This window comes from Haloarcula hispanica ATCC 33960 (assembly GCF_000223905.1).
Lineage (GTDB): Archaea > Halobacteriota > Halobacteria > Halobacteriales > Haloarculaceae > Haloarcula > Haloarcula hispanica.
This window is the reverse complement of the sequence record NC_015948.1, coordinates 309712-329432: the sequence shown is the minus strand read 5'-3', so window position 1 is coordinate 329432 and position 19721 is coordinate 309712. Positions and strand designations below refer to the sequence as shown.

Sequence of the window (19721 nt, the reverse complement as noted above, 5' to 3'; positions counted from 1 at the left end):
GCTTTTATTAGGCTAACGTGACAGCGAATCTATGTTGTCGCATGAACAACCCAATCGATAGACGGGTCGCAACTGCCCTCCAATCATATACGGTACTTGCGGTTATCGCCATTCTCATTGGTGCCGCCGTCGTGCCGTATGCGGCGTCGGTCGCCGAGGGTGACGAACAGTACGTCGCTGTAGTGAACATCGACGAAACAATCTCCGGCTCTAGTTCACAGGACACGATACAGGAGCTCCGCGAACTCCGCAGCAACGAGTCGGTCGAAGCGGTCGTCCTCCGGGTATCGAGTCCAGGGGGAAGCGCCGCCGCCAGTGAATCGATGTATCTGGCGGTCAAGCGGCTCTCGGCCGAAAAACCGGTGTATACGAGTGTGAACCAGTACGCCGCTTCCGGCGCGTACTACACCGCGGTCCCGAGCGACCGCATCTACGTGACGCCGGCCAGTCTCGTCGGCCACGTCGGCGTCATCGGAACCGCGCCGAGCGACGGTCTGAGCTCCGCCGCCACCACTGGACCCGACAAAGCCCATCGAGGTATGACGCGCGACCAATACTACGCCAGTCTCGAATCAATGAAGCGGGCCTTCGTCGGGGCAGTCATGACCGAACGCGGTGACAGGCTCAACGTGTCCCGCGAGACTGTCGCTGAAGCGTCAGCCTATCAAGGCGGTCGCGCAGTCCAGACCGGCTATGCGGACGAAGTCGGTGGACTCGAAGCCGCGATAGCCGGCGCGGCCGAAGCCGCCGACCTCTCGGAGTATCAGGTCGTGTACCGCAACCCCGCGGACCCACGGGGGCTGTTCCTGCTCAGTGGCGGGAGTGAAGCCGGTGGGAACGCTACCGTCGCCGCCGAAGGCGCACCGTACACGTTCCAGGGCGTCGACACAGTCCACTTCCTCATGATATACGGCACGCCGGAAAATCAGCAAGTCGTCTACAACAGCAGCGCACAGGGAGGTGCCTGAAATGGCAGCCAATAGCTCAAGTACGGTCGTTCGAGCAGGATTCTTCGTCGGTATCCTCATCCTCTCGGCGGTCGTCGGCACCGTAGCAATCGGCGGTGGTGGTGGCAGTCAGGCGGCCCCCGATGTAACCCAGGTGAACGCCCCGTCGTTCAACAGCGACGAGTCCGTCGCGACGCCGGCAGCCGAGAGCGGTGACCTCTCGATGTCGGCTGACGCGTCCGGGAAGGTCGTCGTTATCGACGTCGCTCACGCCGGCGACATCGACCGCGAAGCGCTCACACCGCTCGTATCGACCCTGACCGAGAACGGAGCGACGGTACGCTACCACGTCGGTGAGCGACAGAGCGGAAGCCCGCTCAACGAGTCACTGCGTTCGGCTGACGCCTTCGTCGTTCTCGGCGCGGAACAGCGCTACACCGAGAGTGAGATGAACGGTCTGACCGAGTTCAGCGATGCAGGCGGTCGCGTGCTCTTGCTGAACGAGCCGTCACAGGCGAGTCCCGCCGGACTGGGGCTGTTCGGCCCGGTTCGCTCCGATAGCGTGACCATGCCGATGGCCCCACTGGCGAGTCAGTACGGCCTCTCGTACGGGAACGGCTACCTGTACAACATGCACGAGTATGACACCAACTACCAGAACGTCTACGCGACGCCGACGGGCGATACGGAACTCACAGAGGGCGTCGACCGAACGGTCTTCTACGCCGCACTCCCCGTTCAGGGTGGCGACACCGTGGTCACTACGACGGAACAGACAACGCTCTCGAAGACCCGGCGACAGGACACGTACGGCGTCGTTGCCCGCTCGGGGAACGTCGTCACCGTCGGTGACACGAACGTCTTCACACAGGAGTTCCTCTACCGGGCCGACAACGAACAGCTAGTCGGGAATCTGCTTGACTTCCTCGTTACAGGCGAGAAATCACCCGCAGACGCACCACAGCCCGCAGACTCCGGCGAGTCCGGACCTGGCGGCTCGCTCCCTGGTGCCGGAACGGGCGGTGGCGGCGCACTGCCGTCCGAGCCGGATTCAACCCCAGCGCCCGAACCGAACGAGACCATGAGGGCCGACCAGTAGGGCGTCACCGCCCGCTCTCGTCGGAGATACCGGCAGAACAGGAATAACGCAGCAATTGCCGAACCGCGGCGAGTGCAGTCAGTCGTCGATGTCGAAGACGCGGCGCAGTTCGCGCTCAATCTCGTCGACGTATTCGGAGAGCACGGCGTCGAGTTTCTCGTCGTCGACGATGATCGCCGAGAGCCGCTCGGTCGGGTTCTCCGGCAGTTCGACACTGAACTCGCCGTCCTCGTAGAACGGCTCCGACTCGTTGAGGACCTGCTGGTCGATCGCGTGGACCAGTTCTGAGTCGTACGCGTCGTTCATCCGCTCGAAGGCGTTCTTGTAGGCCTTCTGGAGCTCCGGGAAGTAGTTCGCGTACTTGTCCTCGAACTTCTCGGGGTCGAACTCTGTCATTGTCAGAACGGTACAGGGCTGGGGATAAAGATGGCCCGATGTTCATACTGTCGGCTGTACGTCTGTGACGAATTTCGCCTCCCAGGGGTGGCGACTATCCAGACATAGTTACGGCCGACAGTATCACCGTTGTATCGTGCGTGCGTCCTTCTGGGGGAGATACATCGTGAGATACGCGACGAAGCAGATGCCGAAGATGCCACCCAGGACGAGAAAGACACGGATGTCCAGCCTGGCGATAGCTGCGATAATCTCTTGCAGCGTCGTCCGCGGATTCGCGAAGCCGAACGTCTCAGTGTAGGCTAACAGGCCGGCGACGACGACGAGCGCGATATCGAACAGGCCCCGAGAGTCCATCGTGGGGTGTTCGGAGAAGCGGACGTATAGCTTTTATTGCTGATACTGGTGGCAGCGTCGTCAGTCACCCTACCGCGCTGTTTGTGACGGCTTGGTTACGAGACTTGCTCGCTGATAATCTCGTCGGCCGCCTCGATGAACGCTGATTCCTCGCCGGTCGGGATAGTCGCGCCCGCTGCGATGTCGTGCCCGCCGCCATCGCCACCGACGGCCTGGGCGGCGTCGCGCATCACGACCGAGAGGTCCACGCCTCGGCCGACCAGCGGGCCGGTCGCCCGCGAGGACACTTTCGTCTCGTCCTCGTCGGTGCTGGCAAAGGCGATGATTGGCTTGTCCGAATCGACGCCGTCGGTCCCCAGCGCCATCCCGGCGACGATGCCGACGATGGTCTCGCGGATGGCGTCACCGGCGTCGAACCACTGGACGGTCCCGGCCTGGGTGACGCCGCGCTCCTTGACGAGCGTGAGTCCCTCCGAGAGGTTCCGGCGGTGGTTCGACAGCAGTGTCCGCGCCCGCTCCAGCGGTGCGTCGCGCTCGCCGAGACAGACCGCCAGTCCCACGTCCGCTCGTTCGTAGCGGGCCGTGGCGTTCAGGAGCGTCGAGAACTCGCTCGCATCCCGGAGTTCCGTGCCGCGCGGTTCCGCAGTCAGCGTGTAGGTCGTGCCGATGAGCGTCTCGATCTTGTCCGCCGGGACGCCGCGCTCGACGGCACGCTGGACCAGCCCGCTGGCGACGGTCTGGCGCTCGTCGTCGGAGAGGTCCGCCCACGTCCGCCAGTCTCCATCGGCTTTCAGGTCCAGACCGAGGCCTTCGAGGAACCGCGTCGCGCCAGCCTGATCGTTCGAAATCCCTGGAATCGGAACTTCCGTGGCGTACTCAAGTAGCTTCGGCAGCGGTCGGGTCTGTTTGCCATACAGCGAGAGGTCGGTGCCCTCCTCCAGCACGTCGGCGGCGATGCCCTCCTCGACGAGACCGGCGTTGGCTCCGACGAGTTCCCCGCCGACGGCCTGCATGTCCCCGACTGCGCCGACGACCGCCAGCGCGGCGAGGTCGCGGTTGTCAGTCTCCCCGGTCGAGAGCGCGCGGGCAAGGACGTACGCTGCGCCTGCACCCGAGAGCTCCGACGCGCCGTTGATACCTTCGAGTAGCGGATTGAGATGCGTCTCGAAGTCGGCGTAGCCGTCGGTGTCGACGACCGCGTCGGAGTGGCAGTCGTCCGGGGCCGACGGCTGGTGATGGTCGGCAATGATCGCCTCAAAGTTGCCCGCGGCGACGTGTTCGGAGATCACGTCGAGCTGGCCGGACCCGAAGTCCGTGAACAGCACGGTGTCGTACTCCCGAGCCGCGATGCTCTCGATCTCAGCGGCGTCGAGTTGCTTCTTGAACACGGTCTCGACGGGGATGCCGGCCCGCGACAGCGCCGCGGTGGCGATGGCGGCGCTGGTCAGCCCGTCGGCGTCGATGTGGGAGGCCAGCAACACGCGGTCGGCCGCCCGGAGTCGGTCGGCGCAGGCGGCCGCGCGGTCGGCGAGCGCTGGAACGGGGCCGGTCGTAGTCATCGTACCGAGGATAGGTGCGCTCCGGCATAAAAACGTTCAGACGCGCAGTCAGTCGTCCCGGAGCGGCCTGCCCCGTCAGGCGACCTTCCGCTGGTCGCTGAGCGTGACGGTCCGGTCGGCCGTCTCGACAGTCGTCCGGATGGTTATCCAGCCGTCCGCCTGTTCGATAGCGTAGGCGTCGCGGAACGACAGGTCGACGCGCCGGGTCGTGGTGTAGGACTCGTCAGCTTCGAGCGTCCCCACGTCCTCGGAGCCCTCCCAGACCACGTCACCGTCGTCGGTGGAGTTCCCGGCGTAAATCCGCGTGTAGACGGTGATTTCCGCCGCCGTACTGTTCTGCTGATTCGTCAGCGTGGAAGTCACGTCACGACAGGTCTGGCCACACTCCTCGATGGAATCGACGGTGAACGCAAACGGCGGGGTACTGGCCGCGCCGCCGTCAGCATTGGTTCCGTCCTCAGTGCTGGCGGTATCGCTATCAGGCGTCTCCGTCGGGAACTCCGAGAGGTCCTGCCCGCTGCTTTCCGCCTGGAACGGGCCGAGGCCGGCGACGAACGCGCCGCCGACACCCGCGAGCAGGAGCACGACAGCGCCGCCGACGGCGAGCAGCTTTCCGTTCATCGGTCTACGTCCCGGCCCCTGTCGCCGCCCCACTCACGTCCGAGCCGGGGCTGTCGTCGCTCCCACCGGCGAGGAACTCCTGAATCGCTTCGATGATCGTTGTCACAAAGTCAGGGACCTGATCCGGGAGACCGCCGGGCGGGCCGACGGCGTTCGTCCCGTCGTCACCGTCCACCGCGGGCGCAGCCGCGGCCGCCGCTGTGAAGAGTGTCAGCGCGAGCACCAGCGTGCCGACCGTGCGCAGTAGGGTTCGTGTCATCGTCGTCCATCGATTGATTCCGGCACCCCATCAAGTAGTCAGACGGTAAGCTCGAATAACCGCGGATTTCCGTCGTTTTAGCCGATTAACCCCGTATTAAATCGAGTAATACCCTGTTATTATAATGGCTACAGTCATACGAGGTGACATGAGTGTTGTCACGACCGAGCCGCAGTCGGTATCGCTTCGAGTTCCTGTCCGACCGGAGCAATCCCGATGAGTCTGCTCCAACGGTTCGCGTTCGCCATCCGCGCCAAGCTCAACGCCCTGCTCAGTCGGACTTCGGACCCGGCGGCGGAACTTGACTACTCATACGAACAGATGCGAGACGAACTGCAGGACGTGACCCGCGGTATCGCCGACGTGACGACCCAGAAGAAACGCCTGGAGATACACCGAACCCGATTGCGGTCGAACGTCGAGAAACACGATACGCAGGCCCGGGCCGCCCTGCAGGAGGGGCGCGACGACCTCGCACGCCGAGCGCTTGGGAAGAAGCAGGTGAACGTCAGCCAGATAACGGATCTAACGGGCCAGATCGACGACTTACAGGAGACCCAGGACCGGCTGGTCGGCAAGCGGGCCGAACTGAGCAGCCAGATAGAGCAGTTCCGGACGAAAAAAGAGACGATGAAAGCCCGCTATCAGGCCGCCGAGGCGTCGGCGCGGGTTTCGGAGGCGTTTACCGGCGCTGGCGACACGATGGCCGACGTGCACCGCTCCATCGAGCGCGCGACTGAGCGCACGGAGCAGATGGAGGCGCGCGCGGCCGCGCTCGAAGAACTCGAAGAAAGCGGCCAGCTCGAATCGGTACTCGACGACGGTGACTCCATCGACCAGGAACTCGACCGGCTCTCCAGCGAGCGGGCCGTCGAGAACGAACTGGCGACGCTGCGGGCCGAGATGGACGAGCGCGAGGCCGTCGAAGAGGCCGCAGAATAGCTCCGAAGAAACGCCGAAACCGCCGTCCGAGTCTCGTTACTCGTAGTGTGTCGGGGCCGCCGCCTCGACGGCCTCGCAGGCCAGCGCCTCGAAGTCGGCCTGGTCGGGGACGACGTCGACCGAGATGCCGGCGTTTTCGGCCGTCTCCCGCGTCGGCTCGCCGATCGCGCCGACGGTAGCCTCGTTCAGCCCGTCGATGGCGGCCTCGCGGACGCCGCGCTCCGCGGCCGCATCGAGGAAGTGCTCGACCGTGAGCGAGGAGGTAAACAGCGCCGCGTCGAGGTCCCCGGTGGCCGCCAAGTCCGCGGACTCGCCCGATCCCGCTGGCCGGACCAGCCGGTACAGCACGGTTTCGTGGACGTACGCGCCGGCAGCCTCCAGCCCGTCAGTCAGCACCGCAGAGCCGTGGTCCGACCGGGCGACTTCGACTCTTGTGCCGGCCACCGCCCCGGACAGCGTTTCGACGAGTCCCGTCGAAGAGTACTCCGCGGGGATGATGTCGACGCCGTAGCCGGCCTCGTGAAGCGCCTCGGCGGTCGACTGGCCGATGGCACACACCGTCGCCTCGCCGGGGTCCCAGCCGGCTTCGGCGGCGAGTTCGACGCCGGTCTTGCTGGTCAGGACGACGTAGTCGGCGTCGGTGCGCGGCGTGACCGGGCCGTCGTCGCCGTCACCGTCGGTGTCGCCGGCCGCCGCTGGTTCGACCGCCAGCATCGGGTCCGGGACCGGGTCGGCGCCGAGCGATTCCAGCAGTTCGACCGCGCTATCGAGGCGGTCGTCGGCAGGCCTGAAGGCAGCCACGCGGAGGCGCGGTTCCTCGCGCATCAGTACCCCTCCAGGAACTCCACCACCCGCTCGCGCTCGCCGGCCACCTCGCCGATGACGGTGATCGCGGGGGGTTCGATATCGGCCTCATCGCGGACCGAGACGATACTGTCGAGCGTCCCGGTAGCGACTTGCTGGTCCGGCCAAGTGGCACGTTCGACGAGGGCGACCGGCGTATCGGGGTCCATCCCCGTCTCGCGCAGGGCCTCGGTGTACTGCGGCAGTTTGCCGACGCCCATCAGGACGACGAGCGTGCCGCCGGTCGCGGCCAGGGCCTCCCAGTCGACGGCCGATTCGTCCTTCGTTGGGTCCTCGTGGCCCGTGACGAAGGAGACCGAGGAGGTGTAGTCCCGATGCGTGACCGGAATCCCGGCGGCTTCGGGGCCGGCGATAGCGCTCGTAATTCCCGGAACGATCTCGACGGGAATTCCGTTCTCCGCGAGATGGGCCAGTTCTTCGCCGCCGCGGCCAAACACCATCGAGTCGCCGCCTTTCAGTCGGACAACGGTGTTACCCTCCTCGGCGAGTTCGACCAGTCGGGCGTTAGTGTACTCCTGGGGCGTCCACTCGCCGCCGGCGCGTTTGCCCACGTCTTCGCGTTTCTCCTCGGGAATCATCCCGATGATTTCGGGGCCGGGGAGCTTGTCGTGCAACACCACGTCGGCCTCCTCCAGCAGGCGCTTTGCCTTGACTGTCAGCAGGTCCGGGTCGCCGGGACCGGAGCCGACCAGATACACCTTGCCGGGTGCAGCGTCCGTCATTCCTCGTCTTCCTCCCGCGCCGTCGAAGCGTCGTCGTCTGCCTCCGTCGAGTCCCGCTTGGCCTCGGCGATGAGGTCGTCAGCGCCCTGTTCGGCGAGTTCCGCTGCGAGGTCCTGTGCCGCGTCAATGTGGTACTCGGCCGGGATGTCGCGGCCGACCGAGACCTCCTCGGTGCCGTCCTGTGAGAGTACGCGCACCCGCGTGTGGACGACACCGCCTTCCAGGTGAGCATGGACGCCGATCGGCGCGACGCAGCCGCCGCCGAGTTCTTCGAGAATCGTCCGCTCAACGGTCGTCTCGACGCGGGTCTGTGGGTCGTCCAGTCGGTCCTTGATGTCCAGCGCGAGGTCGCCGTCGACGGCGGTCACCGCAAGCGCGCCCTGCCCTGGGGCCGGCACAAACCGGTCGGGGTCGAGGTCGGACATGCCGACGTAACGCGTGAGCCCGGCCCGGTGGAGGCCGGCCTTCGCCAGCACGATGGCGTCGTACTCGACGTCCGGGTCCCGCTCCATCGCCCGCCGTTCGAACTCGGTGAGGTCGTCGAACCACTCCTCGACCGTGCGGTCGTAGGGGTGTTCCTCTTCCTCGTCGGCGTCGAGGTCAGCGTCGTCCCCGTCGCCGGCGTCGCCCTTGTGCTCCTGTTCGGCCTCGTGGCGCTCCTGGTGTTCCTGCTGGAGCGACGGGGCCAGCAGCTTCGCGATGCGCGTGTCGACGTTGCCCCGGAGCGGCTCCACGGTGAGGTCGTCGCGCTCGGCGAGCAACTGCGCCTTGCGTCGCAGGCTCGACGTACCGACGGTCGCGCCTTCCGGTAGTTCGTCGAGTGAGCGGCCATCCGGCGTCACCAGCACGTCCTCGGCGGCGGCCCGCTCGGGGACCGCCGCGACGACAAGGCGCTCGGGCCGTTCGGTCGGCATGTCCTTCATCGAGTGGACCGCCGCGTCGAGTTCGCCGTCGAGCACCTTCTCGTCGAGGCTGCGAACGAACGCGCCGGTCTTGCCCAGTCGGTGGATGAGTTCATCCCGTATCTGGTCGCCCGTCGTCTCCACCTCGACGAGTTCGACCGACAGCCGGCGACTGCTCAGCGAATCCCGAACCGTCGCCGCCTGCCGTAACGCGAGGTCAGAGCCCCGCGTCGCTAGTTGCAGTGTCTCCCCGCGTGTTGTCATACCCGACACTCCTCGGTCAGCGCGTAAAAGCGCACTTCTTCGTCGGTTCGATGTCGTTATGCAGGCCGCTTGGCGAGGAACGTCTCGGTCAGGAGCTGCGAAACGAATCCCGCGACGAACGTCGTCAGACCGCCGGCGACGAGTGCAAAGTCGATCAGTCCGTTGAGTGTGTCGACGGGACCCACGCTTACTGTGAGGACTACGTACGCGTGCAGGAGCACGTACATGACCGGCAGAAAGACCGCCGTACAGAGCACGCCGGCAGCCATCGCGCGTCGAATGACCGGCGGGGCACGTCTAACAACCGGGAGGGAATTGGTCAGGGCCATCGAGAGTGGTTTCGTGGGCGACACAAGTAGCTCTAGGGTGCACTCTGCGGGCCGCTACGGGGCGTTACCACGGCTCGTTTTTCAGCCCGAGCAGGTAGGCGATACCGTTGGTGACGACGTGTAACACCGGCGTCGCGACGACAACGACGACCAGCACCGGGAGCGTGAACGTCTCGGTGAACCACGACGGCGCGGCCACGACCGCACAGAGCAACGCTCCGACGACGAAATCCAGTTGATCCAGTCCGGGGAACGCGGCGCCGCGCTCGCGGCCAGTCCGGCGTTTGAGGAAGGACGCACCGATATCTCCAAGCATCGCGCCGAAGGCGAGTCCAAGTCCCGCACGGAGCGAAAACGTCGGGAGGTCGGTCCCCAGTGCAGCGCTCACGCCGGGCGCGGCCTGCGTCAGTCCGAGCGCGAGCAACGTCCCGGCGGCGGTTCCGATCAGCGTCCCGCGCCAGGTCTTGCCGTCGCCGAGCACCCGCCGCCCGCCCCACGTTCGGCCGCCGTCTATCGGTCTGCCGCCGCCGGCGAGAACCGCGGCGTTGTTCGGGATGTACGCCGGCAACATCGCCCACAGCGCCCAGACGACAGTGTCGACCGTCTCCATATCCCCGCCGTCTGCCCCCGTCGTCTTAATCTGTGTGACTCGCTGGTGCAGCACCGGCGACTCACAGAGACGCTTCCACACCTGCGGCTAGCCACGAGTCTAAAAAAGATCGAGAGCTGGCCTCAGAACGGCGCTTCGGGGCCTTCGTCTTCGTCGCCGCCGACGTCGCCGCCGCGGGACTCGCCGGGGAACGAGGGGCTCATGCCGCCGCTGCCGCCGGACATCCCTTCCTGCTGTTCCATCCCGGTGCGCGCGGTGACCTCGTTGATCTCCGGGATCTCCTTGGTCATGCGCGTCTTGATGGCCTGGATGGTCATCGGTGAGATGCCACAGCCGGAACAGGCGCCGCCGAGGCGGATCGTGACGCTGCCTTCCTCGCGGTCGATCTCCTCGATGGCCGCGCTCCCGCCGTGCATCTGGATCTGGGGGAAGTTGCGACGCAGGAAGTTCGTGATTCGCTCGCGCAGGTCGTTGGCGTCCTCTGTGTCAGTGCTCATAGTGAATTGTATTCCGTCCCGGGAGGGCTTAGACCTTTGGACTAACATCTATATGACGGGCGAGAAACCGCGACCCGCCGGCACCCGCCCGTAGTTACTCCGACCATACCTGAAGCTTCTACCGGCGGGGTGAGTAGCCCGTCGTATGACACCCTCCGCCGACGAACCGCGACTGTTCGAGTGTGCGACCTGCGGCGGCATCGGTATCGGCGAGAACCGGCCGGAGTGCTGTGGCCAGCCGATGGCGGCGACCGAGGCGACGGACGCGGCGGTCAGCGAGCCGTCGCTCGAAACCCTGCTGCAGACCGTCTTCGAGATGTCCGGTACCGAGCTGGACGTCTGTCTCTGCGTGATGGAGGGCGGTGAGTTGACCGTGGCAGCACTGGCCGAACAGATCGGTTACGACCGGAGCGTCGTCGCGCGCCATCTCAACCATCTCGCGGAGTTCGGCGTCGTCGAGAAGCGCCGGCGAATCAGGCCGGAGGGCGGGCATGTGTACGTCTACACGCCACAGCCGCCTGAAGTAGTGCGTGAGCGGCTCCGCGGGGAGTTCCTGTCGTGGATTCGGCTGGCGACTGCGCAGTTGGACGACCTGCAGCGCGAGAAGGTCGAGGCGATAGCCGACGCCAGAACCGACGAGCGACAGTGGACCGTGTTTCAGGAGCAGTAGCGGCGACCGCGACGGCTCAGGTTGGGTCTCAGATGCGGTCCACGGTCGCGGCGTAAACGACCGCGAGGACGCCCCCGTAGACGACGTGCCACAGCAGCGACGGCGGCGCGAAGTTCGGGAACGGCGGGGAGGCCGGCGAGCCGACCGCACCGAGCCAGACTGGCATCAGAAGCGCGGCAAAGAGCACCCAGGTGGCGACGCCCCAGCCGACGCCGAGCCCAAGCAGTTTGCCGGACGATTCCAGATTGAGGACCCTCGCCAGCCCGGCGAACATCACGCCCATCACGGCCCCATGGGAGAGGTGGACGACGAGGCCAGCCGCTGGGCTCGGCGGCGGCGCGAGCCCGTACAGGGACGGGATTGCGACGGCGAGCGTCGCGGTGTTCATCACGAGAATCAACGCGCCCATGACGGCGCTTCCGGCGATACCGCCGAGCACGCCGGCTTTCCAGTTGCCGGTACTGACATCGTACGTCTGTGTCGTCTCTGTCGTCGTTGACATGCATACGAACGGTCGCGCCGCCTAGCAAAAGAGCCGGCGTGGCTGTTCGACCTCGTGCCACGTCCCCGGAAGAACTATACAGCAGCTCTCGCCAGCCATGGCCAGACAGGCAGCTAACTTTCAAGCCGCGGCCGGACGGACGTGTGGTATGGCAGACTCCGACACAGTGATGGCTCGGTTCGAAACCCCCGACATCGACGACCTCCCCGAAGACCTGCAGGAACGCATCGAAGAGGAGACCGAACGCGCCGGCTTCACGCCGAACATCTTCCCGGCGATGGCCTATCGTCCCTCGCACTTCCGGGCCTTTTTCGCGTACCACGACGCGCTGGTCGAGCAGACGGCGCTGGAACGCGAGGAAGTCGAGATGATAATCGTCGCCGTCAGCGGCGTCAACGACTGCCTCTACTGTATCGTCGCCCACGGTGCGCTGCTGCGTATTTACGCCGACGCACCCAAGCTCGCCGAGCAGGTCGCCGCGAACCACCGAACTGCGGACATCAACGAGACGCACAAGGCGATGCTGGATTTCGCGGTGAAGCTGACAGAATCGCCCGCCCGTATCGAGGACGCAGACCTCGAACGGCTGGAGGACCACGGCTACAGCCGCCGCGCGATCTGGGACATCGGCAGCGTCGCCGCCTTCTTCAACCTCTCGAACCGGCTGGCACAGCTCGCCGACATCCGTCCGAACGACGAGTTCTACGATCTGGGCCGCTGACTCGGGGCTTAGTGGCACCCCAACCTCACGCCGCTTCGGCCGGCCGCACCGCCCCAGCGCCACACTCCGGACAGGTCAGGTCCTCGACTGTCGCCACGCGCTGTGCGAACTCGGTCCCGCAGTCGTCACAGCGGAACCGGTAGTGCTGGTCCCCGGAGCCGAACAGCTCGGAGACCGTGTCAAGCACACCCATACTATGTACTCACTATCCGGAGCCCCCAAAATCTTCCGGCTGAGATACATCTCCGCCGGGGTTTGATACATATAGCATACATCACAGCGCGTATCTATACACCTAGTAGTTCTGGTCTTGCCTATCAGGGGCATCCACAGGTGTATGAACAAAACACTCTATCTGATGCAGAAGGACAGCGAAACCCGAATCGAAGTTGACGACGATGGCTACGACCGGATCATGGAGAACGGCAACGTCGTCGGCCACCACATGAGCAACCCCATCGTCAAGCTGACGTAAGTTGCCACACGCGGTCCGAGCGTATCGTGACTGACGCGCAACATCCGGGAGTTTTTGCCGCTGGCTGTTGAAGCCGACAGCAATGAGTGACGCCGACGGCGGTCCGAAGCAGGTCTCGGACCCGGCCTACCACAGCGAGAACCACACGGCCGCCCAGACCTGCGGCTGGACGAAAAACGCCCTTCGCGGCGAAGGGAAGTGTTACAAGTACATCTTCTACGGTATCGAGTCCCACCGCTGCATCCAGATGACGCCGGTCGTGAAATGCAACGAGCGGTGCGTGTTCTGCTGGCGGGACCACGCCGGCCACGCCTACGAACTCGGCGACGTGGAGTGGGACGACCCCGCGGCGGTCGCCGACGCCTCCGTGGAACTCCAGCGGAAACTGTTGTCGGGCTTCGGGGGCAACGATGAAGTCCCGCGCGAGGTGTTCGACCAGGCGATGGAACCGCGCCACGTCGCCATCTCGCTGGACGGCGAACCCACGCTCTACCCGCACCTGCCGGAACTCATCGAGGAGTTCCACGACCGCGACATCACCACCTTCCTCGTCTCCAACGGGACCAACACGGAGATGCTGGAGCGGTGTGACCCCACGCAACTGTACGTCTCCGTCGACGCCGCCGACCGCCAGACGTTCGACTCGACGGTGCAGGCGATGGAGGACGACGCCTGGGACTCGCTCATCGATACGCTGGACGTGCTGGCCGAGAAAGACGACACCCGCACCGTCATCCGGACGACGCTGGTCAAAGGCCACAACATGCACCACCCCGAGTGGTACGCGGCGATGTGTGACCGGGCCGATGCGGACTTCGTCGAGATGAAGGCGTACATGCACGTCGGCCACTCGCGGGGCCGCCTCGACCGCGACTCGATGCCCGACCACAGCGAGGTCCGGGAGTTCACACGAGAGATGGGCGAGTACCTCCCCGACCACGACGTGCTGAAGGAGGTCGAAGACTCCCGCGTGGCGATGCTCGCCGAGGACGAGAACACATGGGTTCCGAAACTGGAGAAGTCGAGCGAGTTCTGGGAGCAGGATTCGCTCGTCGAGTACTGAGTGCCATGTACGACATCGGGACGCAAGTCGAGCGGAGTGGGACCACAATGCGAACAGCGAAACCGTGAGCGAAGGCAGTCGCTTTTTCGCCTGCTCCGTTGAATAGCGGTTAATCCGCTTGTTCTTACAGATCCAGAGGAATGGAGCCGGTGGGTTTGATTCTGTCCTATCGAGAGCGCTCTTTTCGAGTTTGCGTAGGAGTGGAAAGAACTGGCCAGACACCACTCAGGAGTGCCACTCGTAGTGAAAGATCGTAGTCCGAAAGAATAGTATTAAATACATAAGGGGGCGTATTTTCAATCGCGTGAATATTAATGGATCTAAAAAGTAAGCGAAAAGTAAAGGAGTTTCAGGAAGAAGAAATGCCGTCGCTAAAGGATTCAATTGACGACGCAGCGGGTTTTGAGGTCGATCTCGATATCCAGTGGGAATCACTTATCGACGAGAGAGTCAACGAAGAGCTCTGGTTCGAAGGGTGGACGAAAGTCTATTTTCTACCGACAATCAGTGCCTTCGAGGCAATCTGTAGCGACAAATTGGGGCGGGAAGCGCTTGAAGCAGAGCTGGAGTCGGTCGTGTTCAAGAACGTCGCAGGGATGACTGGTGAGATCAACTACAGCGATGGAGTCCTCACGGTTGATAAAGAGCCATGCACCAACATGGACAAAGTCGACAAACGGACAGAGTCCATTGTCTCGTTGCTCGAAGGCAGCCTCTGAATAGCCCAATCGAAACGAATCGGGGCCGATACCCGGTTTCGCGGTCTCATGATGCATTTTCGACCAGTGTCTCCCAGCCGCGTCTTATCATCTATCACAGCAGTGTGATAGGGCCGAACGTGTTAGGCAGCGGCTTGAATTGTATCCAGTAGAAACGGTAAGACGCGCTTCTGCTACCAACCCCGTACCAGTTTTTCTCCATTCCAAAAGTGGAATGCATTCCACCTTCGGTATGCTTATCCGGCGGGAATCCCTACTGCAATGCATGGCTGAATCAACGGGACAGGGCGTCGGTCGGGACGAACTGGCGACGCTGAAACTGCTCGCCCTCGACGGTGCGCTCGACGAGTCGGCAAAGGTATCCTGTGCCGATCTCGCGGAACGGCTGGACGCCTCGAACCAGACCGCCTCGCGGCGGCTCCAGCGGCTCGAAGACGCCGGGCTACTGGCCCGGGACATCGTCAGCGACGGGCAAGAGGTCGAACTGACCGGGGACGGTGAACGCCGCCTCCAGTCGGAGTACGCCGACTACCGGCGGATCTTCGAGTCCGACGCCAGCGTCGACCTGACCGGCGTCGTCACCTCGGGGATGGGAGAGGGACGACACTACATCACGCTGCCGGGCTACATGGAGCAGTTCATCGAGCGACTGGGGTACGAGCCGTTCGCGGGCACGCTCAACCTCGAACTCACGGCCGAGAGCGTCCGCAAGCGAGCGCGGATGAGCGCCATCGAACCGGTCACCATCGAGGGGTGGGAAGACGACGAGCGGACGTACGGCCCCGCGTACTGCTACCCCGCTTCGATAGAGGGCAGCGACGGCGAGTACGAGCCGGCCCACGTCATCGCGCCCGAGCGAACCCACCACGGCGAGGAGCAACTCGAAGTAATCGCGCCCGAGAAGCTCCGCGAGGTGCTGGAACTGGCCGACGGTGACGAGGTGATCGTGCATGTCTCGGAGTGAGGAAACCGCCGTCGACGCCGACAGCGTGGCCGACGCCGTCGCCGCCTTCGCCCGCGGCGAGCCGGTGCTGATCCACGACGCCGCCGACCGCGAAGGCGAAACCGACCTCGTCTACCCGGCCGGGGCCGTCAGCCCCGACGCCGTCGCCCGGATGCGCAACGACGCCGGGGGCCTCGTCTGCGTCGCGCTCTCGGACCGCGTCGCCGAGGCGCTGGAACTGCCGTTCATGCAGGAGGTCCTCGACCATCCGACGGCGGCCGACCACGACCTCGCCTACGACGAGCGCTCCTCGTTCTCGCTGACGGTGAACCACCGCGACACGTTCACCGGGATCACCGACGACGACCGCTCGCTGACGATTCGGGAACTGGCCGCCGTCGCGGCGGACCCGGCCCCGGACGCGTTCAGCGATGCCTTCCGGTCACCGGGCCACGTCCACCTCCTCCGGGCAGCCCCGGACGGCCTGGCCGACCGCGAGGGCCACACCGAACTCGCGCTCGCGCTCGCGGCCGCAGCCGACCAGCCAGAAGCCGCTGTCGTCTGTGAGATGCTGGACGATGAGACGGGCGCAGCGCTGCCCCCGGCAGCAGCGCGGGCCTACGCCGACCGCGAAGGGCTTGTGTACGTCGAAGGTGCCAGCCTGCTAGAGCGATTCGACTGATACTGGTGGCTGTAGCTGAGACAGAGTAGTCACCACTCCGTGCCGCAGAATTATTGAGAGAGCAACGTCCGACAGTGTGGGAAGCAGACAGCCAGTGTTTATTTCCAGCAATCACGGGACTGGACCGGTTTGCGAGTCAGAATGGAGTATCCGCCGCCGCTGCAAGTTGTCTGAGACCGCTGGCGACGAGGTACAGCGTCGCTCCAGTGAACAAAGCGATACCCACGGCCCGAGAGAGCCCGGGCACCGGTGATTCGACGACGCCGGAGAGATTTCGCGTGATGACCTCGGCCTGAATCAGGAGCAGGCCCAGCGGAAGCAACAGGACAGCGACGCTGCGGTGGAGCGACCGCTTCAGGGAGGACATGTGCGGTGCGGACGGCCAGATTCCACTAAAGCGTTTGTGCTCGCCGGGGCAGTGCTCCGTACTGGCCGTACGAGACAACGCGACCCTGACCCGCGGGGGTATCGTCAACACTCTTAACCAAGGGAATCAATGGGGTAGATATGACACACGACGAGACAGCAGGAGGCATCACCCGCGGGCATCACGACTGTCAACTCACCGGAGGGGTCGTGCGATGAGCGACCGTCCAGAGATGTTCGAGGGAACCGACCGCATCTGGATGGACGGCGAGTTCGTCGACTTCGAGGACGCTCAGACCCACGTCCTCACGCACGCGCTGCACTACGGGACCGGCGTTTTCGAGGGCGTTCGCTGTTACGACACCGAGCAGGGGCCGGCCGTCTTCCGCTGGGAAGAACACCTCGACCGCCTGTACAAGTCCGCGAAGCCCTACGACCTCGACATCGAGTTCAGCAAGGACGAACTCACCGAGGCGACGACGGAACTCATCGAAACGGAAGGGTTCGAGTCGTGTTACATCCGCCCCATCGTTTACTACGGCTTCGATTCGCTCGGCGTGAGCCCGAAGGACTGCCCGACGAAGACCACCATCGCCGCGTGGCCGTGGGGCGCGTATCTGGGCGAGGAAGCGCTGGAAGAGGGCGTCGACGTGATGGTGTCGTCCTGGCGCAAGCACGCCTCCAGCCAGATTCCGACCAACATCAAGACGACGGGGCTGTACGTCAACAGCATGCTCGCCGGCGAGGAGGCCCGCCGGAACGGCTACACCGAAGCTATCGTCCTGAACAAGGAAGGCAACGTCGCCGAAGGGCCGGGCGAGAACATCTTCATGGTCCGGGACGGAGAAATCTACACGCCCGGACTGGCCGAGAGCATCCTCGAAGGCATCACCCGCAACACCGCAATCACGCTCGCCGAGGAGATGGGCTACACCGTCCACGAGGAAGCGACCATCTCCCGCGGTGAGCTATACACCGCTGACGAGCTGTTCTTTACCGGCACGGCGGCGGAGGTCACGCCCATCCGAAGCGTCGACGACAACGAGATCGGCGAAGGGACCAAGGGACCGGTCACCGACGAACTCCAGTCAGCCTTCTTCGACGTCATCGAGAGCGGCGACCGCGAAGAGTGGTTCCACTACGTCTGAGCGGGTACTGAACCGCGCGGCTAATCGTCCGCGAGGTCTTCCTCGTCGGCGACCGGAATCGGCGTGGCGGTACTACGGTCCGTATCGCCGAACCCGGCGCTGAGAATCCGTGTCAGCGCCTCTTCGACGCGCTCGTCGATTTCCTCGTAGCGGTGCGGTTCGACCTCGACGACGTAGCCGGTCGTGATGTTCGGCGCTGTCGGCAAGAAGAGCACCTCGCGGCCGTCCTCGGTCGTCTGGCCCGTTTTGAACGCGGTCATCCGCATCCCGTCCCACACTTCGAGTTTCACCGGCGCCTGGAGTTCTTCGGTTCCCCCGACAGCCGTCTCGACCGCCATCTTCGAGGCGTTGTACACCACCCGGAGCCCGGGGACGTGGTTCATCGCGTCGTCGATGGCCCGTTCGACGATGTCGCCGAAGGCCGTCCGCATCAGATAGCCGATAGAGAACACGATGAGGATGAAGATAATCAGCGTCGTGAACACCCGTGCGAGTTCGACAGACGACGTTCCCGAGGGGAGTCCGAGCGCCGCTAGCAGTTCGCCGTCAATCGCCGGGATGACCGCCGCGGACGCGAGGATAGAGTAGAGATAGATGATAACGTAAACCGTCACCAGCAGCGGCAACAGGATAATAAGGCCGCTCGCGAAATCGCGCTTCCACGACGTTGAGGAGGCCATACAGGTACGTATCGGGCGCGGAATATGAGCCCTTTCCTTTGGTGCGTGTCCGTGCTGCCGGTCTCACAGTTGTCCGGTGAGAGAGTGCGAGAGGATAGCCAGTTACCGATGAGGAGCCGCCGAGCTACCACTCGGCGACGCTGCCGTCGTCGTGTCGCCAGACGGGGTTGTGCCAGTCGACGTCCTGCTGGGACTGCTCCCGGAGGAACGCCTCGTCGATGTCGATAGCCAGTCCGGGGTCGGTGGGGACAGTGACGAACCCGTCCTCGTAGTCGAACACCGACGGGTCGGCAAGGTAGTCCAGCACGTCGGTGGTTTCGTTGTAGTGGATGTCGATGCTCTGCTCCTGGATGAGAGCGTTGGGCGAGCAGGCGTCGACCTGAACACAGGACGCCAGCGCGACCGGGCCGAGCGGGCAGTGCGGGGCCATCGCCACGTCGTAGGCCTCGGCCATCGACGCGATCTTGTACACCTCGGTGATGCCGCCGGCGTGGGAGAGGTCCGGCTGGATCACGTCGACGGCCCCGTCCTCGAACACCTCCTTGTAGTCCCAGCGCGAATACATCCGCTCGCCGGTCGCAATCGGGATGTCGGTGTGGGCCGCAAGCGCCGGCAGCGCGTCGTTGTGTTCGGGCAACACCGGTTCCTCGATGAACATCGGTTCGTAGGGCTCCATCGCGGACGCCAGGCGCTTGACCATTGGCTTCGTGACGCGGCCGTGGAAGTCGACGCCGATGTCGACCTCCGGGCCGACGGCCTCCCTGACCTCCCGGAGGCGGGTCGCGGCGGCCTCGACAGTGGCCGGGTTGTCGACGCGCTCGATCTCGGGCGTCGCGTTCATCTTCAGCGCTGTGAACCCGGCGTCGACCTGTTCCCGAGCGGCGTTCGCCACGTCGGAGGGCTCGTCACCGCCGATCCACTGGTACACCCGAATCCGGTCCCGGGCCTGCCCGCCCAGTAGCTGGTGGACCGGCGCGCCGAGTTGCTTGCCCTTGATGTCCCACAGCGCTTGGTCGATGCCGGCGATGGCAGACATCAGGACCGGGCCGCCGCGGTAGAAGCCGCCGCGGTACATTGCCTGCCAGTGATCCTGAATGTTCTCGGGGTTTTCGCCGACGAGATAGCTGTCGAGCAGTTCCTCGACAGCCGCACGCACGGTGTGGGCCCGTCCCTCGACGACGGGTTCGCCCCAGCCAACAGTACCGTCGGCCGTCTCCAGTCGAAGGAAGAGCCACCGGGGCGGCACCTCGAACAGTTCGTAGTCGACGATGCGGTTCCCGGCCGCGTCGTCGGCTGTCATGCCAGTGGTCCCCTCGCTGTAGTACACGAAGCAGTCCCGCTGGGAGCACTACGCGGCGCGTCGAGCCGCGCTCCGTCGGTCTGT

Annotated in this window: 27 protein-coding genes; 11 read left to right on the top strand and 16 right to left on the bottom strand. The window is 64.6% G+C overall.

Features of this window, described 5'->3' with window-relative positions:
- The first annotated feature begins 41 nt into the window (after nucleotides 1–41).
- A complete protein-coding gene (locus HAH_RS01680) occupies nucleotides 42–968 on the top strand; it encodes a S49 family peptidase (RefSeq protein WP_014039345.1) in 927 nt (308 codons plus the stop codon).
- A 1-nt stretch (nucleotide 969) separates the two neighbouring features.
- Complete coding sequence (locus HAH_RS01675) at nucleotides 970–2046, top strand: DUF4350 domain-containing protein (protein ID WP_014039344.1); 1077 nt, start codon at nucleotides 970–972, stop codon at nucleotides 2044–2046.
- A gap of 78 nt (nucleotides 2047–2124) precedes the next feature.
- Here HAH_RS01675 and HAH_RS01670 read toward each other — a convergent pair whose 3' ends face one another.
- The 5 genes from HAH_RS01670 to HAH_RS01650 all read right to left on the bottom strand — a co-directional run bounded on the left by HAH_RS01670 (nucleotide 2125) and on the right by HAH_RS01650 (nucleotide 5238).
- On the bottom strand, nucleotides 2125–2442 hold the full coding sequence (locus tag HAH_RS01670) for a DUF5783 family protein (RefSeq protein WP_014039343.1): 318 nt from the start codon (nucleotides 2440–2442) through the stop codon (nucleotides 2125–2127).
- Nucleotides 2443–2565: 123 nt separating this feature from the next.
- Nucleotides 2566–2799 carry a hypothetical protein gene (locus HAH_RS01665; protein WP_014039342.1) on the bottom strand — a complete coding sequence of 78 codons (234 nt, stop codon included), beginning with the start codon at nucleotides 2797–2799 and terminating at the stop codon, nucleotides 2566–2568.
- Between the two features lie 95 nt (nucleotides 2800–2894).
- On the bottom strand, nucleotides 2895–4358 hold the full coding sequence (locus HAH_RS01660; RefSeq protein WP_014039341.1) for a single-stranded-DNA-specific exonuclease RecJ: 1464 nt from the start codon (nucleotides 4356–4358) through the stop codon (nucleotides 2895–2897).
- Nucleotides 4359–4433: 75 nt separating this feature from the next.
- A complete protein-coding gene (locus HAH_RS01655; RefSeq protein WP_014039340.1) occupies nucleotides 4434–4979 on the bottom strand; it encodes a hypothetical protein in 546 nt (181 codons plus the stop codon).
- 4 nt (nucleotides 4980–4983) lie between these two features.
- The gene (locus HAH_RS01650; protein ID WP_023843099.1) at nucleotides 4984–5238 is read right to left on the bottom strand and encodes a hypothetical protein; all 255 of its coding nucleotides are present in this window, start codon (nucleotides 5236–5238) and stop codon (nucleotides 4984–4986) included.
- Between the two features lie 216 nt (nucleotides 5239–5454).
- Between HAH_RS01650 and HAH_RS01645 the strand changes: the two genes are divergently transcribed.
- Entirely contained in the window at nucleotides 5455–6180 is a 726-nt protein-coding gene (locus tag HAH_RS01645; RefSeq protein ID WP_014039338.1) for a PspA/IM30 family protein, read from the top strand.
- Nucleotides 6181–6216: 36 nt separating this feature from the next.
- Here HAH_RS01645 and HAH_RS01640 read toward each other — a convergent pair whose 3' ends face one another.
- The 6 genes from HAH_RS01640 to HAH_RS01615 form a co-directional block, all read right to left on the bottom strand.
- On the bottom strand, nucleotides 6217–7005 hold the full coding sequence (locus HAH_RS01640; protein WP_014039337.1) for a uroporphyrinogen-III synthase: 789 nt from the start codon (nucleotides 7003–7005) through the stop codon (nucleotides 6217–6219).
- Nucleotides 7005–7766: a uroporphyrinogen-III C-methyltransferase gene (cobA, locus tag HAH_RS01635; RefSeq protein ID WP_014039336.1), complete on the bottom strand. Its 762-nt coding sequence runs from the start codon at nucleotides 7764–7766 to the stop codon at nucleotides 7005–7007. The genes HAH_RS01640 and cobA overlap by 1 nt, the downstream gene beginning before the upstream one ends.
- Complete coding sequence (gene hemC / locus HAH_RS01630; protein ID WP_014039335.1) at nucleotides 7763–8932, bottom strand: hydroxymethylbilane synthase; 1170 nt, start codon at nucleotides 8930–8932, stop codon at nucleotides 7763–7765. Before hemC ends, cobA begins: the two co-directional genes overlap by 4 nt.
- A 56-nt stretch (nucleotides 8933–8988) precedes the next feature.
- Complete coding sequence (locus HAH_RS01625; RefSeq protein WP_044951630.1) at nucleotides 8989–9261, bottom strand: hypothetical protein; 273 nt, start codon at nucleotides 9259–9261, stop codon at nucleotides 8989–8991.
- A gap of 64 nt (nucleotides 9262–9325) precedes the next feature.
- Nucleotides 9326–9871: a CDP-2,3-bis-(O-geranylgeranyl)-sn-glycerol synthase gene (locus HAH_RS01620; protein WP_014039333.1), complete on the bottom strand. Its 546-nt coding sequence runs from the start codon at nucleotides 9869–9871 to the stop codon at nucleotides 9326–9328.
- A 122-nt stretch (nucleotides 9872–9993) separates the two neighbouring features.
- Entirely contained in the window at nucleotides 9994–10368 is a 375-nt protein-coding gene (locus HAH_RS01615) for a NifU family protein (protein WP_014039332.1), read from the bottom strand.
- A gap of 145 nt (nucleotides 10369–10513) precedes the next feature.
- Here HAH_RS01615 and HAH_RS01610 point away from each other — a divergent pair, with 145 nt between their 5' ends.
- Nucleotides 10514–11038, top strand: coding sequence for a helix-turn-helix domain-containing protein (locus HAH_RS01610; RefSeq protein WP_014039331.1), 525 nt, complete (start codon nucleotides 10514–10516; stop codon nucleotides 11036–11038).
- Nucleotides 11039–11066: 28 nt separating this feature from the next.
- Here HAH_RS01610 and HAH_RS01605 read toward each other — a convergent pair whose 3' ends face one another.
- A complete protein-coding gene (locus tag HAH_RS01605) occupies nucleotides 11067–11540 on the bottom strand; it encodes a DUF6789 family protein (RefSeq protein ID WP_014039330.1) in 474 nt (157 codons plus the stop codon).
- Nucleotides 11541–11688: 148 nt separating this feature from the next.
- On the opposite strand from HAH_RS01605, the gene HAH_RS01600 reads away from it, so the two are divergent.
- Nucleotides 11689–12261, top strand: coding sequence for a peroxidase-related enzyme (locus HAH_RS01600; RefSeq protein WP_014039329.1), 573 nt, complete (start codon nucleotides 11689–11691; stop codon nucleotides 12259–12261).
- A gap of 25 nt (nucleotides 12262–12286) precedes the next feature.
- On the opposite strand, the gene HAH_RS01595 is transcribed toward HAH_RS01600, so the two are convergent.
- On the bottom strand, nucleotides 12287–12454 hold the full coding sequence (locus tag HAH_RS01595; RefSeq protein ID WP_014039328.1) for an FmdB family zinc ribbon protein: 168 nt from the start codon (nucleotides 12452–12454) through the stop codon (nucleotides 12287–12289).
- A gap of 144 nt (nucleotides 12455–12598) precedes the next feature.
- On the opposite strand from HAH_RS01595, the gene HAH_RS19820 reads away from it, so the two are divergent.
- The 5 genes from HAH_RS19820 (at nucleotide 12599) to ribB (ending at nucleotide 16143) form a co-directional block, all read left to right on the top strand.
- On the top strand, nucleotides 12599–12736 hold the full coding sequence (locus HAH_RS19820) for a hypothetical protein (protein WP_004964745.1): 138 nt from the start codon (nucleotides 12599–12601) through the stop codon (nucleotides 12734–12736).
- An 82-nt stretch (nucleotides 12737–12818) separates the two neighbouring features.
- Nucleotides 12819–13799 (top strand): 4-demethylwyosine synthase TYW1, encoded by a 981-nt coding sequence (gene twy1 / locus HAH_RS01590; protein WP_044951627.1) that lies wholly within the window; start codon nucleotides 12819–12821, stop codon nucleotides 13797–13799.
- A gap of 314 nt (nucleotides 13800–14113) precedes the next feature.
- Nucleotides 14114–14518 carry a hypothetical protein gene (locus HAH_RS01585; protein ID WP_023843095.1) on the top strand — a complete coding sequence of 135 codons (405 nt, stop codon included), beginning with the start codon at nucleotides 14114–14116 and terminating at the stop codon, nucleotides 14516–14518.
- 265 nt (nucleotides 14519–14783) lie between these two features.
- Nucleotides 14784–15482 carry a DUF120 domain-containing protein gene (locus HAH_RS01580; protein ID WP_008311261.1) on the top strand — a complete coding sequence of 233 codons (699 nt, stop codon included), beginning with the start codon at nucleotides 14784–14786 and terminating at the stop codon, nucleotides 15480–15482.
- Nucleotides 15469–16143 carry a 3,4-dihydroxy-2-butanone-4-phosphate synthase gene (gene ribB / locus HAH_RS01575; protein ID WP_014039325.1) on the top strand — a complete coding sequence of 225 codons (675 nt, stop codon included), beginning with the start codon at nucleotides 15469–15471 and terminating at the stop codon, nucleotides 16141–16143. Before HAH_RS01580 ends, ribB begins: the two co-directional genes overlap by 14 nt.
- A gap of 136 nt (nucleotides 16144–16279) precedes the next feature.
- Here the strand turns inward: ribB and HAH_RS01570 are convergent, their stop codons facing one another.
- Entirely contained in the window at nucleotides 16280–16510 is a 231-nt protein-coding gene (locus HAH_RS01570; RefSeq protein WP_008311264.1) for a hypothetical protein, read from the bottom strand.
- A 214-nt stretch (nucleotides 16511–16724) separates the two neighbouring features.
- Here HAH_RS01570 and HAH_RS01565 point away from each other — a divergent pair, with 214 nt between their 5' ends.
- Nucleotides 16725–17657 carry a branched-chain amino acid transaminase gene (locus HAH_RS01565; protein WP_014039324.1) on the top strand — a complete coding sequence of 311 codons (933 nt, stop codon included), beginning with the start codon at nucleotides 16725–16727 and terminating at the stop codon, nucleotides 17655–17657.
- Nucleotides 17658–17677: 20 nt separating this feature from the next.
- Here the strand turns inward: HAH_RS01565 and HAH_RS01560 are convergent, their stop codons facing one another.
- Together HAH_RS01560 and dgoD are read right to left on the bottom strand one after the other, a co-directional pair.
- Nucleotides 17678–18337: a DUF502 domain-containing protein gene (locus HAH_RS01560; RefSeq protein WP_014039323.1), complete on the bottom strand. Its 660-nt coding sequence runs from the start codon at nucleotides 18335–18337 to the stop codon at nucleotides 17678–17680.
- A gap of 124 nt (nucleotides 18338–18461) precedes the next feature.
- Complete coding sequence (gene dgoD, locus HAH_RS01555) at nucleotides 18462–19637, bottom strand: galactonate dehydratase (protein ID WP_044951623.1); 1176 nt, start codon at nucleotides 19635–19637, stop codon at nucleotides 18462–18464.
- Nucleotides 19638–19721 lie beyond the last annotated feature (84 nt).